The following is a 14,979-nucleotide window of genomic DNA, read 5'->3' as shown; positions in this document are numbered from 1 at the left end:
AGTATATGCAAGGAAATTACCTGCGTGCTTTAAGAATACTTCTTACTTAATAATTCAGCTAAATCATCCATTTCTTCTCGTTTCGATCTGCTCATCAATTGGTCCACAACTGTTTTAGGCTTTTCATCTTCAAATAGGATGTTATATAGTCCCTTTGTTATCGGCATTTCAATTTGTTGTTTTTCAGCAAATTGATGGGCAGCCTTTGTAGTTCGTACACCTTCGACTACCATCCCCATTTGATCTAAAACTTCTTCAAGCTTTCTTCCTTTACCTAGCAAATTACCTGCACGCCAATTTCTGCTATGGACACTTGTACAGGTAACAATTAAGTCACCGACTCCTGGTAATCCTAAGAAAGTAAGAGGGTTTGCACCGAGTGAAGTTCCGAGTCTAGCGATTTCAGCTAAGCCCCGTGTTATTAATGCAGCTTTAGCATTATCCCCATATCCCAGTCCATCTGAAATACCAGCTCCTAGTGCTATAATATTCTTTAGAGCTCCTCCTAGTTCAACACCTAATATATCTGGGCTTGTATAAACTCGAAATGCTTCATTGATAAATAAATCCTGAATTATCTCAGCATTGTTCTCATTTAAGGATGAAACGGTAACAGTGGTCGGCTGACGCTTTCCAACTTCCTCTGCATGACTTGGTCCAGATAAAACCACGATATCCTCATAGAGATAATTCGACATTTCTTCACTCATCATTTCAGAAATTCTTTTTAGTGACTCTGGTTCAATTCCTTTTGAAGCATGAACAATCGTTATATTTGAAGAAATATAATTATTTAATTTAGCACAGACATCTCGAATCGCACTAGATGGTACAACTACTACTACTGCAGAAACGTCTTCAACTGCCTTAGCCAAATCGTCATAGGCTTTGATTTGTTTAGGAATCATGATCTCTAGATACTTTTCATTTTTATGTGTAGAGTTAATCGTATCGGCTTGGTCCGCACGATGTGTCCATAAACGAACATCATGACCATTATCAGCTAACACAATACTTAATGCGGTGCCCCAGCTTCCGGCTCCTAATACAGCTACTTTACTCATAATTTGTCTCTCCCTTACTGTCTTCTTCTTGCAAAGATTTTTATTGGCGTTCCAACAAAGCCAAATGCTTCTCTAATTTTGTTTTCTAAAAATCGTTGATAAGAAAAGTGCATTAATTCTGGATCATTAACAAAAACCACAAAGCTAGGTGGTTTAACAGCTACCTGCGTTGCATACAATACTTTCAGTCGCTTGCCTTTTAGTGTTGGCGTTGGGTTCATTGCTATAGCATCCATGATCACATCATTTAAGACGTTTGTTGCTATACGTATGGAATGATTTTCACTAGCCATTTTAATTGCAGGTATTAACGTATGTAACCGTTTTTTTGTTTTGGCCGACAAAAAGACAATGGGTGCATAATCTAAGAATAGAAAATGGGCACGAACTTTTTCTTCAAAATCGCGAATAGCCTTTTCATCTGATTCTATTGTATCCCATTTATTAACCACAATTATGATTGCTCGACCAGCTTCATGCGCATAACCTGCAATTTTTTTATCTTGTTCGCGTATCCCAGATTCTGCATCAATCAGTACTAATACAACATCTGAACGCTCAATAGCCTTTAAAGCACGTAATACACTGTATTTTTCGGTTGACTCGTACACTTTCCCACGTTTTCGCATACCAGCTGTATCAATTATAACAAAGTCTTGGTCATCTTTATGCAAGTGTGTATCGATTGCATCACGTGTGGTACCTTCCATTTCACTCACAATAACACGATCTTCATTTAACAGCGCGTTAACTAGTGAAGATTTCCCTACATTTGGACGACCTATCAGACTGAAATACACCGTATCCTCATCTGGTACTTCTGTTTCTCGCTTTGGAAAGTTTCCAACAACTTCATCCAACATATCACCTAATCCTAGCCCATGAGCTCCTGATATTGGGAATGGTTCTCCGAATCCGAGGGAGTAAAACTCGTAAATTCTTTCGCGCATTTCAGGATTATCTATTTTGTTAACACCTAGAACAATTGGTTTATTCGATTTATATAAAAGCTTTGCAACTTCTTCATCAGCTGCTGTTATCCCCTCCTTACCATTTACCAAGAAAATAATAACATCCGCTTCATCAATTGCTACTTCCGCTTGATGACGCATTTGAACTAATAAAGGCTCATCACCAATCTCAATACCTCCAGTGTCAATTACATTAAAAGTAGAAGTTAACCATTCACCTTCTGCATAAATACGGTCTCTTGTTACACCTGGAATATCCTCAACGATTGATATACGTTCTCCAACTAATCTATTAAAAATGGTCGACTTACCGACATTTGGTCTTCCTACAATAGCTACTACAGATTTCCTCATGAAAGGAACATCCTTTCTTTTAAAGCCTAATTTTAAATGGTACTTCACTTGCTATAAGTGCGTGTTCAAAAAGTCGACAAATTAGAAACAAGAAGTTCAAGGCGCGAAGATTTTGAGGACCGGACTTGCACAGGATGTGCTGACTTCTACGTTGTCCACAGGACGTGGACGGTCTTAGTAGAAGTTCCTCTATGCTTTTAATACGTGAGGACCGGAAAAACTGCGCAACGAAGAAATTCGCCGTTTATCATTTGATGACTTTTTGAAAAATCCTCTATAACCTTTATTATTCTAGCAAAAGTACATGATATAAACAATTGTTTTCGTGTTATCTAAGCAGTCTCAATTGTTTAATCAACATTATTCCTCTCTTAACACACGAAAAGATTTTTTATAGATAAGAAAAACAGACCGAATTTTAACCTTTAAGGCATAGACAATTTCAAACCCTATGAGTAAAAATAGAATAATAAGCACGCTATCAAAAAATACATACCCACCAATTAGTTCTTTCATTGCATAGCTAGACATAATAAAACTATTCATTAGTTCTCCGCTACTAATGCCTAATAGAATAATGGAAACCTTGCTATAGAAGCCTTTAGACATAATAATTAAAGCGATAAAAACGATTATTAAAGGAGAAATAAATGTCTTAGAAAGCATCATCCATAATGGAAAATAATTTTCCCATAACATAATCGCCATATATAATACCATAATCGTTAATGAACAAAACAAATGATAGAACAAATGTTTACTTTTTGCCAGCATAACCATAGCACCAAAGGCTAAAAATAAATAAGACAGCATAATTTTGTACCCTAGGATGGTTATATAAACAGATGCACCACATAAAATAAGAAGAACCCAAAATGCATATACTGTTCGTTCCTTCCTCTTCTTCATCACAAATGTAAAGTAAATCCATAATAACCAACTAAACCAATAGAATAGTAAACCATCCGTCATTTTCATCACCTACACTAAGTATGACAAATTACGATCAAATTTAAACTGTACAAAACACAAAAAATGGTTACCCGCATAAGAATAGCAGCATACAAAATGGATGCACCAAAAAACGTAACCCCATTTTTGAAAGGGGGTTACGCTCATCAGCTTTCAATTATTTTTTATATTTGTCAAGTTTGTTCCCAATTATATCTCCTAATTGAAAACTAGACTGATCATCGTCTTTTTCATATTTTTTATATTCAGCAGCAGCCTGTTCTTGTTCAATTTCTTTCATACTTAATGACATTCTTTGTTCTTTTTCATTAATATCTAATACTTTGACTTCTATTTTTTGTCCTACTTCTAATACTTCTTGTGGTGTACCGATATGACGATTAGCAATTTGTGAAATATGAACTAAACCTTCAATACCTGGTAGAACCTCGATAAATGCACCAAAATTGACAAGACGCTTAACAGTACCGTCTAAAATATCACCACGAGATACCTTTTCTTCAATATCTGTCCATGGTCCTGCTAACGTTTTCTTATGGGATAATGAAATACGCTCATTATCACGGTCTATCGAGAGAACTTCTACCTTTAATACTTGTCCTTCTGAAACGACATCTGAAGCTTTTTCCACATGTTGATGGGATAGCTGTGATATATGAACTAATCCATCTATGCCACCAATATCAACAAAAACTCCGAAGTTTGTCATTCGTTGTACCGTTCCTTCTAATACTTGTCCTTCTTCCAATGATTGCAGAATATCCTGTTTTTGTGCAGCTGATTCTTCTTCTACTACTGCACGATGAGACAATATTACACGGTTCTGTTCTCGATCTATATCAACAATTTTGACGCTTAATGGCTTATTTATATAATCCGAAAAATCATCCACATAGTATGTTTCAACTAGAGAAGCAGGAATAAATCCCCTTAGCCCCACGTCAACAACTAGTCCACCCTTTACTACTTCCTTTATTTCAGTAGTAAAAATTTCGTCATTTTTATATTTTTCTTCAAGTTCTACCCATGCCTTATCTGAATCAACAGCTTTTTTTGAAAGGATAATATCATCATCCTCCACTTTCTTAACCATTAATGTTAGCTGATCTCCAACATTAATAATATCACTAGAAACGTCAATATGAAGGTTGGACAATTCACCAATAGGAACAATTCCTTCAGTTTTATAGCTAATATCAACTAAAACCTGTTTATCTTCAACCTTTACAACTGTTCCTGTAACTGTATCACCAACATTAATTTCCATCATTTCATTTCCTGAATCGCTCATTTAAAAAGCCTCCTTATATTACATAAAACAACAAATGTAAAAACATTCTTTTTTATAACTTCTAATATTTACAATTATTTGTCAAGTAAAGCAGTCTATGATATAGAAGAAAAATTTTTTCGCCACCTCAGCTTTTTAATACATTCAAGGCTTCACTTAGTATTTGTCTTGCTACATCGTCAATGGATAAAGAAGTTGTATCTATTTCAACAGCGTCTTCCGCTTTAATCAATGGGGCAGATTCTCGTTTAGTGTCAATTAAATCGCGCTGTTTAATCTCTTCTTTTAATTCTTCAATGTTTGAGTTAAAACCTTTTGAGATATTTTCTTCATGACGTCGCTTTGCTCGCTCTTCAACTGTAGCATGAAGAAATATTTTAACCTCTGCATCGGGAATTACATGCGTACCAATATCTCTACCATCCATTACAACGCCCCTTTTTTCCGTTAAGGCTTGTTGACGCTTAACCATATCTTTACGTACACTGGCATGTTTAGCAACGTAAGAAACATTATTCGTAACTTCTAAAGAACGAATATCCACTGTTACATCCTGTTGATCTAAATAGACTTTCTGTCCATTTTCTGATTGTTTAAGTTCAATTGTTGTCGATGTTAATAACGCTGCTAAATCCGCTTCACTTTCTAGTGATACATGTTGCTTAATTGCCTTTAATGTTAACGCTCGATACATTGCGCCAGTATCAACATAAATATAGGTGAGTTTTTTTGCGACTAATTTAGCAACTGTGCTCTTACCTGCCGCTGCAGGCCCATCAATTGCTATTGCTATTTTACCTTCCTCCATTAATTCCATTCATTCCTCTCATTATGAAAAGCGAGTGCCTATAGATTTATTCATCTACCCTATTTTACTAAAAAAACTTGGCAAATGCCAAGTTAGAAAAAGTAAATTGCTATTCTAAATATAACATAAACGGGAATTCATGGTCTATTTTTTAAGGCTAGTTAAGTCATTTCCTTTGTTCGAAACTCCCTTTGTTTCTCAAAACAGTACCGAATTAATACTTGTTGATCTTGTTTAGATAGGTTCTCGAACATTATAGAGGCTAGACGTACATTATTTCTATCAGTAAACTCTTTAATTACCTTCGATTGCGTATGTATGTAGTGGAATTCGTCATTTTGCATTTGTAAAACAATCCATACATCTAAGCATTCGTTTTCCTGTACCATACTAGTTGCAGGCATAATAATCGACATCCCACCACCACTTATATTTGAAGTAACTGTAGTAAAAGAATCTGATTTATGCTCTGTGCGATGAATAGAAACATCAACTGCGGTTTCTATTCGTACAAATGCACGACGTTGAATTCGTTTAATTTCCGTTTTATCTGGATTACTTATTGCTAATGCAGGAATAGGTACATTCACTTTGGCAACAACTTTTGTGCTAAACGAATAAACGGATTGATCACTTCCGATATAGGATGTCTGTAAATTAGTTCCTTTTGGTAACATGGCCGTTCGTTTTGTTTTTTCATTTACAGGATAATCAATAATCAAATAATGTTCATTTTTCTCGATAATTTTACAACGATATGTCGTATTTATCCCTGTCATTGGATCAATCGCGGTAAGTGTAAGTAATGTACCTATATCCATAATATCCCCCACAATCTTCTGGAAATCACTACTATATACCTATTATTACAGAAAATAAAAAAAGCGCAAGCGCCTGGTCAGCGACGTATGGACTGGACTGATCTACCTCAAGATAAAGGAAAGCCAAAAGGGCTCTTCTTTTGTGCTTGACTTATTGAAGAGTAGGGAAGAAAGTCCACTAGTCGCTAGGCGCTGGAGCTAGAAAAATAAAAAAAGGGAAAGAAAATTCTTCCCCTATAACACTAAATCTAAATTAACCTCGGTTCCATTTAATTTTTCAATTTTTTCTTCCGTTCCATCCATTGCATTGATGAATATACGAAATGTCTCATTATTTAAGACACCTAGGAATTCATGTGTTAAAACTTCTTCACCAATGGAGTTATCAATTATTGCTAGGCCTTCTTGATGTATCTTCACATCTGGATTAACTTGGGCTTTTGCTTCTTCAACTGAAACTTTTGGAGAAGGTATCTCACGTTCCTTATGATTCATGAAATAGTCTCTAGCGGTCATTCCAATAATGTCACCGTTATCTAATGCAACTTTTATTTCTATTTTATCTGAGTAGATACGCACTCCATCCTGCTCATACAAAAATGAGAATACACCTATATTACTATATTCATCGCTTTGATAAGTAACCATATTATCAAAACCCTGTTCATTTAAATAAGTGGTGGCTTTCTCTAGTCCTTGATTTAAACTGATCTTATTTTGATTAACAGGTCTATCAACTAATAGTGTGATTGGATGCCCACCTTGTTGCGACATGTCCAGATATGCATTTTTATCCGATCCTCGGTATGAAATGCTATACATTGGAAAATCGGCGCCTTTCCCTGTTTTAGTTATATTAAGTTTTGCATCCTTGTTCACGTTAAATATCTTTCTACTTAGTTGTAGAGCCTCTTCCTTACTAACATCGTCTCCAGTTAAGAATTCATAATCATGTTCCTTAGAAGAATTACCAGTAAGCTCCACATTGCTTTCCGTATAGCCTTCTACCTTTTTTTCCACTGTCTTAAAACCATCAATAATTGTGTTATCTTGTTGCTCGTCGGTAGATGCTAAGGCAAGTTGTACATCCATCCATCGCAAATTATTTTTTAATACTAAATGCTGTACTTCTCGCAATTCTTTCTTGATATCACCTGATTGCTCGTATAATTTATTTAACCTTTTCGTTTCATCTTCGGACAATGGTTCTGTTTCCAAATCCCTGACAGCGGTCTTATACGTAAAATCTCCTATATTCGCAAGAAACTCTTCTGTTTTGTTAAATGGAATTAACGCAAGTGGCAATTGACCTACATCAGACAATGCCTGGGATGTTATTCTCCAAATTTCAATTAATTGTGGTGACAAGCTATTTGGTGAATTCATTGCTAAGGAACTGCCAATCTTGTTATGAAGTAAATCCACGTGATAGGTCAATTCATGGAATGCACGCTGATAGTCATTTTCAGCTTGAATTAATATTGCATTTTTTTCTTGATGCTCTTGAAAACCCCAAACTCCAACCCCTACTATACCTATTGTAAGAACGGTTATCATAATCCATCGAACCAATGTGATCACTCCTTTCTATTTACAGAATATATGTTTTCCTATTTTTTTGATTTGTGGCCTTGACCAGATCCAATCAGAGGTAGCAGTAACTGGGTTGAAATAATATAACGCATTTCCTGATGGATCCCATCCATTAATAGCATCGATTACTGCTTGTTTTGCCGTTTCATCTGGTGTGAGCCAAATTTGTCCATCAGCAACCGCAGTAAACGCTCTAGGTTCAAAAATTACACCTGAAACGGTATTAGGGAATGTAGGACTTTCAACCCGATTCAAAATAACGGAAGCCACTGCGACCTGTCCTACATAAGGTTCTCCTCGTGCTTCTCCGTGAACCGCATTTGCCATCAATTGAATATCATTTTGTGAATAACCTTCTGGTACATTCATTGCAGTTGGTGCTGGTGCTGCATTTGAACCATTTGCATTATTATTTGTATTAGTTGCATTAGAAGAACCTTTATTAACTGATGCCCCGCCATAATCATATTCAGTTGTATCAACTAATTTTTGTCTAGTAGTCAAACCAGCCATTCCATCGACCTCCAGTCCGAATTCATACTGAAAGTTTCGTAGTGCCCAATAAGTACCCCATCCGAATACACCATCAATCTTACCATTATAAAAACCTATATATTGTAATCTAGACTGCAATTCGATAACGTTATCACCTACTGCTCCATGTTGAATCACCTGCTTGGTAAATGCAGACACGGAATGATTTTGATTAGTCGAATGTACTAGAAAAGTCATACAATATATACTCATTATTACCAGCCCTATTTTTCGCAGCATTAATTTTCCTCCTGACAGCTTGTGAACTTCATAACCCTATTTTTCGAACATGTTGTTTTTTTTATGCATCAAATGGAATAAAAACTCTGAGATTGCTATGCGATGTTGATGGATCACTAATTTTCTTCATTAAAAAAATCCTTCGTTTTAGTTAACAAAGGATTTACGTTATCTATTCTTACTCGGTAGTATCGCATTTCTTTTCAATGCGTTGGCTTCTTTGACCCTCCTAAGGGCCATAATCCATAAAAGAATCATAAATGGAATCAATAAGGTCAACCAATCACTTGCAACCTTGATCAATATATAATTATAGAGACCATGCAGGAGAAAAGGAATAAAAAGGGCAAATGTTAGATTCCTTTTTTTATGTGATGAATTTATTTTAGCTTTACCAAAATAATAGCCCATAATGACACCAAATAATGCATGTGATGATACTGGAAATAACGCACGAGAAAAGGCATACTCAATGCCATTAGATAATAAGTATAAAGAATTTTCCACTGTTGCAAAGCCTAAACTTATTGCTACTGCATATACAATGCCATCGTAATGGGTGTCAAATGCTGTATGATGATAAAAGGTATAAATAAAAATAAACCACTTAAAAAATTCTTCCATAAATGCGATGACAAAAAAGGATTGAACAAAGTCACCATTTCCAATCCCTTCTGCTTGCAATGCATATTGCATAAACATAATTGGAAATACTAATAGTGCACCATAGATAAAATTGCGAATGATTAAATGTAATGGTTCTGTAAAACGATCCTTTAAATAAAAAAAGGACATTAACGCAAATGCGGGTGCAACACCAGCTGATAAAATGGCAAGCATAGTCCCAACCTCATTCCAGATAAGTTAATTCAATAGTAACATTAACTTATTATCTTGAAAATACAAACTAAATCAGTAGGAATTGAAACCTTAAAAATAAGATGGGTCATATATGCGTTCTATATTAGGATATTCACTAGCTAGGCCAACCATGAGTTTAATTCTAGCTTTTTTGCTATCGTAATCTCTTCCTAAAATTACACCATTTTTATATAAATCATATGCACTACCCAAGTAATCATACGTGGTGTATACTTCGCCTTCTTCCGCCGATGTGGTAATGACAACCTTGATTCCCTTTTCTACACAGCGTTTTATTTCCTTCATCAAATTAGGTGGCACCTGCCCACGTCCGACACCTTCAATTATTAATCCTTTAATGTCTGATTCCCTTGCAGTTCGAATATATTTATCATCTGCATCCATATAGCATTTAATAATATCAACTTCTGGTAGATCTTTTTTAAGATGAAAATATTCATTCTTAATTGGTTTTTGATGTACGTGCACATAGCCATTATCAATAATCCCTAGATAACCAAACCCAAAGGAATTAAAACCTTGTAAGTTTGATGCATGTTCTTTTTTAACGTACTTAGAATGAAATATTCGTTCATTAAAGACAACTACTACCCCTACATCGTATAGATCACTACTACAAGCAGTAAGAATAGAATGTTTTATATTCACAAATGAGTCTGTTCCTATTTCATCAGGAGAACGTTGTGAACCAGTAACAACAATTGGCTTCGAATGATTGGTGACTAAATTCAGAAAGTATGAGGTTTCTTCTAAAGTATCTGTACCATGTGTAACAACGATACCGTCTACCTCAGGTTTAGTTAAATGTAAATCTATTTTTTGTTTTAGAAGTAACAAATCAGTATACGTAATATGCATACTTGCTTTTTGTAACACTGAATCAACCTCAATATCTATACCATGAGGAATGTCGCATAACTCCATTAACTCATCACCAGTGATAACACCTGATTCAAGTAATCCAGAATCACTATTTTTTTTGCTTGCAATTGTTCCTCCTGTAGTTAACACCACTACTTTTTTCAACTACTATCCCCTCCTTACTGTTAGAAAACTTGGCTTATCGCCATGCCTTAATGGCGAAAGCCTTAGTTGCACTTATGCAGTAAGAAAGGATTTATACTTTCTTAACTGCTAAAAATGTAAATCAATGCCTTTTTACAATTGAATTAGCTATTAACTCCCCATGAAGCCGACCATTTTCAATGAAAATTTCATTATTATTGTATCCAGCTGCAATAACACCCGCTACAAAAACACCTGGAATATTTGTTTCAAGCGTATCTTCATCAAATTGTGGGCGTCCACTCTGTTCATCAATTTTTATCCCAACCTGTCTTAAAAAGTCATGATCAGGTTTATATCCTGTCATGGCAAAAACGAAATCATTAGCAATTGATTTTTTTTCACCATTTGTTTCATAGAAAACTTGTGAATTTGTTATTTCTAACACTTCTGCATTAAACTCCATCTTTACTTTATTCTTACGTACTAATGCATCAAATTCTGGTAAAATCCAGGGTTTTACACTTTTTGAATATGTTTCTCCTCTGTATAACACCGTAACGTTCGCACCAGCTTTATGAAGCTCCAATGTTGCATCAACAGCTGAATTTTTGCCACCGATTACCAAAACATTTTTCTGAAAATATGGATGTGCTTCTTTAAAATAATGCATCACTTTATCAAGATCTTCCCCTGGAATTCCTAGATAGTTCGGTTGATCATAGTACCCAGTAGCTATGATTACATTCTGCGCTCGATAACTTATTTGCTCACCGTTAGAAGTTACCGTGTTCACGTAAAAAAACTGATCTTTTTTTATAACATTTCGTACTTTTTCAAATGGATTGATCCGTAAACTTTGTCTCTCAGCTACTGACCTATAATAGGCTAATGCTTGGTTTCGTACTGGCTTTTGTCTTTCCGTAATAAAAGCGACATTTCCTATTTCTAATTTTTCACTCGAACTAAAAAACATTTGATGTGTCGGGAAATTGTATATGGTATTGACAATGTTTTCTTTTTCAATAATTAAGGCTTTTATATTTTTATTTTTTAATTCTATAGCACATGACATGCCACACGGACCGCCGCCCACAATAATGATATGTTCCTTTTGCAACTACTACACTTCCTTTTTCTAAAAAGTACACGAAAAAACCCTTATCTAACTATACATGATAAGAGTTTTTTCGTCATTAATTTTGGTTTTTTTATAGACCAGTTTCTTACCAGTCGCTTGCACTTTCTGTTTTTAGTCTAGTTCCAGCTCCTAGAAGCTGCCGTCATAAGCAATGAACACTACGAACGCTTGCCCTACACGATGTAGGGTAGTTCGACGTTGCCACAGGACGTGGCCGACCTTAGTCGAACTTCATTTACCGCGTTCTTCGGTTCCTTGCTTATGCGTCCGCTTCTGAACAGTCGCTTGCACTTTCTGTTTTTAGACCCAACCACGGAAGCGTGAGGCTTCAGCCATTTTTCTTACACCAATCATATACGCGGCTAAACGCATATCAACGCGTCGTGTTTCAGCTGTATTATAGATTGAATTAAATGCTTTTACCATAATCTTGTTAAGTTTTTCTTCTATTTCTTCTTCTTCCCAATAATATCCTTGATTATTTTGTACCCATTCGAAATAAGATACGGTAACACCACCAGCTGATGCAAGAACATCAGGAACAAGTAAAATGCCACGATCAGAAAGAATTTTTGTAGCTTCTAATGTAGTTGGGCCGTTCGCAGCTTCAACTACAATACTTGCTTTAATTTTATGTGCATTTTCTTCTGTAATTTGATTCTCTACCGCAGCAGGAACTAAAATATCACAGTCTAATTCAAGCAATTCCTGATTTGAAATTGTATTATCGAACAATTTAGTAACAGTTCCAAAACTATCACGTCTGTCTAATAAATAATCTATATCAAGTCCTTCTGGATCATGAAGCCCGCCATATGCGTCTGAAATACCTACCACTTTTGCACCTGCATCATGCAAGAATTTTGAAAGGAAACTACCAGCATTTCCAAATCCTTGAACAACCACTCTAGCGCCTCTTACATCAATTCCTTTTTTCTTCGCTGCTTCATCAATACAAATTGTAACACCTTTTGCAGTTGCAGATTCTCTACCATGTGATCCACCTAAAACAATTGGTTTTCCAGTAATAAACCCAGGGCTATTAAATTCATCAATCCTACTGTATTCATCCATCATCCATGCCATAATTTGTGAGTTGGTGAAAACATCTGGTGCAGGAATATCTTTGTTCGGACCAACTATTTGACTAATTGCCCGCACATATCCACGACTGACACCCTCTAATTCACGAAATGACATTTCACGAGGATCACATATAATTCCGCCTTTTCCTCCACCATATGGAAGGTCAACAATACCAGCTTTTAAACTCATCCAAATAGAAAGCGCTTTTACTTCTGTTTCCGTAACATTTGGGTGGAAACGTATGCCACCTTTAGTCGGACCAACAGCATCATTATGCTGAGCGCGATAACCCGTAAAAATTTTCATTGAACCATCATCCATACGGACAGGGATTCTAACGGTCATCATTCGTATAGGTTCTTTTAAAAGTTCAAATACCTCATCAGGATAACCTAACTTTTCTAATGCGGTTTTTACAACAGTCCTTGTTGAAGTTAATACATTATTTTTGTTACTTTGCTCATTAGTAGAATCTGCTGCTTTATCGGCTACCATGAATTTACCTCCTAGTAAATCTACTCAATATTATATATAGCTGTACTCAGAGATTAGTATACACTTTCACCATAAATATGCAATAAAAGAAAGGCCTTTTTCCCCAATAATTTTTTATAATGGAGAACGATATCAACTTTTACAAATTAAATAGTGTTATGAAGTCATTTATAGCCATTTTCAGTTAATGAAAATTGGCGATTATTTGGTTTATTGCATTACTTTCCATGATTACTTTTCCATATTCATTTAATCTTGCGGATGTCACAATACTAGGTGAGGAAAACTCAGACAAAATTGCAATGACATTTTCTTTATGCGACATATTTAATTCCGCGTCTTGTAATAAAATATAATAACGATCATTCATATAATATACCTTTCCACCTGTAATCGAAATATTAGCCAGATAAGTGGAAACTTGAATTAAGTCCTCAAATTCCTGAAAAGAAAATATTAATTCTTTACTTTCATCTAATGTAACTTTCATTTCAATAAAATCCTCATCCCAATCGGTGTGTTCGATTTTCTGTGTTACATAAACATGCATTCCTTGTGCCTGCATTAGTTGTACATGTACAAGGAGCATTCCTTCCAATTCAATGCCAAGCTCAGTGCTAGCTTCATACATCATGTCACTAAATAAATTGCCGGCATTTTTAACATCATTCCACAGCTCATGTGTTGTGAATCCTCGTTCAATTAAATCATCAAAGGTTAGAAATATGGTGAATTGATCATTTGATACACGTTCAATACGCATTATAGAAACCCCCTTCACACACTAATATGACCTGTATTTTGAAACCTTGTTTGACTACTTATAATACTACTATATGCAACTAAAGTGTATATTGCACATACTCTTTACGGTTTTTGTTTAAAGAGGGTGTTTAAATGTTATAATATGACATTCAGATCTTGTTCCTAATCGAAATGGCAGTCTAGTATAACCATAACCTTCACTAACCAATACAGATGTACTGCCTTCCTTTTTAAAACTCCCACTTTCATATAAGCCATAACCAAATAACCGTATTTGTCCCCCGTGTGTATGTCCAGCCAAAACCAGGTGAACCCCTTCTTTTTCAGCATCGGACATATCGTAAAATGCACTTGGAGCATGTGTTATCACTACCGTATAACTATTGTCAACATCTTTCATTGCTAAATCAAAACGCGCCTCTTTGTATTTACAACAATCGAGCCCAACCAAGTTAAGGGTGTCTCCATTATCTGAAACAATCCGTTCCGTTTTATTTGCTAATATAGTTACATTTTTCTTTAGTAGTAACTGATATAATACGTCAGGCTTTTCTTCATAGTCGTTATTACCCCAAATAAAATACAATGGTTTGTTCCACTTTTTTAATAATTCCAAATTTCGTTTTACCCTTTCAAATGGTACACCCTTTTCCTTCAGATCCCCGCCAATTATGATAAGGTCAATATCTTTGTCAACTTTATTTAGCGTTGTTTTATTTAACTTTCTACGATGTATATCCGAAATGAAAAAAATTCGATAAAGATCAAATCCAGAGGGAATTTTCTCATCCGTAACAGTTTGATAATCTATTGTATCATGATGGGCTAAATATACCATATAAATGAGTACCAGTACTCCACAAATTGCTAAAATCAAAAGATATATCATTTATCTGTTATCCTCTCTTGTTTCATACTTGGAAAATAAATTATGTAAGTTACAGAATAGGACAAATT

General features: G+C 35.3%; 14 protein-coding genes. All 14 read right to left on the bottom strand.

The features are described 5' to 3' along the window. Window positions 1-29: 29 nt before the first annotated feature. The 14 genes from CFK40_RS11010 to CFK40_RS10945 all read right to left on the bottom strand — a co-directional run bounded on the left by CFK40_RS11010 (window position 30) and on the right by CFK40_RS10945 (window position 14,911). Window positions 30-1,064 (bottom strand): NAD(P)H-dependent glycerol-3-phosphate dehydrogenase, encoded by a 1,035-nt coding sequence (locus CFK40_RS11010; RefSeq protein ID WP_089532351.1) that lies wholly within the window; start codon window positions 1,062-1,064, stop codon window positions 30-32. A gap of 14 nt (window positions 1,065-1,078) precedes the next feature. Then, the gene (gene der, locus CFK40_RS11005) at window positions 1,079-2,389 is read right to left on the bottom strand and encodes a ribosome biogenesis GTPase Der (protein WP_089532350.1); all 1,311 of its coding nucleotides are present in this window, start codon (window positions 2,387-2,389) and stop codon (window positions 1,079-1,081) included. A 360-nt stretch (window positions 2,390-2,749) separates the two neighbouring features. Continuing rightward, entirely contained in the window at window positions 2,750-3,361 is a 612-nt protein-coding gene (locus CFK40_RS11000; protein ID WP_089532349.1) for a YphA family membrane protein, read from the bottom strand. A gap of 157 nt (window positions 3,362-3,518) precedes the next feature. Then, the gene (gene rpsA, locus CFK40_RS10995; protein WP_089532348.1) at window positions 3,519-4,652 is read right to left on the bottom strand and encodes a 30S ribosomal protein S1; all 1,134 of its coding nucleotides are present in this window, start codon (window positions 4,650-4,652) and stop codon (window positions 3,519-3,521) included. A 127-nt stretch (window positions 4,653-4,779) separates the two neighbouring features. After that, a complete protein-coding gene (cmk, locus tag CFK40_RS10990) occupies window positions 4,780-5,460 on the bottom strand; it encodes a (d)CMP kinase (RefSeq protein ID WP_089534361.1) in 681 nt (226 codons plus the stop codon). Window positions 5,461-5,621: 161 nt separating this feature from the next. Beyond that, a complete protein-coding gene (locus CFK40_RS10985) occupies window positions 5,622-6,281 on the bottom strand; it encodes a flagellar brake protein (RefSeq protein ID WP_089532347.1) in 660 nt (219 codons plus the stop codon). A gap of 234 nt (window positions 6,282-6,515) precedes the next feature. Next, window positions 6,516-7,853: a germination protein YpeB gene (ypeB, locus tag CFK40_RS10980; protein ID WP_089532346.1), complete on the bottom strand. Its 1,338-nt coding sequence runs from the start codon at window positions 7,851-7,853 to the stop codon at window positions 6,516-6,518. Between the two features lie 15 nt (window positions 7,854-7,868). Beyond that, complete coding sequence (gene sleB / locus CFK40_RS10975; protein WP_089532345.1) at window positions 7,869-8,648, bottom strand: spore cortex-lytic enzyme; 780 nt, start codon at window positions 8,646-8,648, stop codon at window positions 7,869-7,871. 168 nt (window positions 8,649-8,816) lie between these two features. Beyond that, window positions 8,817-9,488, bottom strand: coding sequence for a glutamic-type intramembrane protease PrsW (gene prsW, locus CFK40_RS10970; protein ID WP_089532344.1), 672 nt, complete (start codon window positions 9,486-9,488; stop codon window positions 8,817-8,819). 90 nt (window positions 9,489-9,578) lie between these two features. After that, the gene (locus CFK40_RS10965) at window positions 9,579-10,556 is read right to left on the bottom strand and encodes an asparaginase (protein WP_089532343.1); all 978 of its coding nucleotides are present in this window, start codon (window positions 10,554-10,556) and stop codon (window positions 9,579-9,581) included. A gap of 121 nt (window positions 10,557-10,677) precedes the next feature. Beyond that, the gene (locus CFK40_RS10960) at window positions 10,678-11,655 is read right to left on the bottom strand and encodes a YpdA family putative bacillithiol disulfide reductase (protein WP_089532342.1); all 978 of its coding nucleotides are present in this window, start codon (window positions 11,653-11,655) and stop codon (window positions 10,678-10,680) included. A gap of 321 nt (window positions 11,656-11,976) precedes the next feature. Beyond that, window positions 11,977-13,257, bottom strand: coding sequence for a Glu/Leu/Phe/Val family dehydrogenase (locus CFK40_RS10955; RefSeq protein ID WP_089532341.1), 1,281 nt, complete (start codon window positions 13,255-13,257; stop codon window positions 11,977-11,979). A 184-nt stretch (window positions 13,258-13,441) separates the two neighbouring features. Next, window positions 13,442-14,020 carry a genetic competence negative regulator gene (locus tag CFK40_RS10950; protein ID WP_089532340.1) on the bottom strand — a complete coding sequence of 193 codons (579 nt, stop codon included), beginning with the start codon at window positions 14,018-14,020 and terminating at the stop codon, window positions 13,442-13,444. A 117-nt stretch (window positions 14,021-14,137) separates the two neighbouring features. Continuing rightward, window positions 14,138-14,911 (bottom strand): metallophosphoesterase, encoded by a 774-nt coding sequence (locus CFK40_RS10945; protein ID WP_089532339.1) that lies wholly within the window; start codon window positions 14,909-14,911, stop codon window positions 14,138-14,140. Window positions 14,912-14,979 lie beyond the last annotated feature (68 nt).

This window comes from Virgibacillus necropolis (assembly GCF_002224365.1).
GTDB lineage: Bacteria > Bacillota > Bacilli > Bacillales > Amphibacillaceae > Virgibacillus_F > Virgibacillus_F necropolis.
Note: the sequence above shows the minus strand (reverse complement) of the source record. Positions and strands in the feature narration are given on the sequence as shown.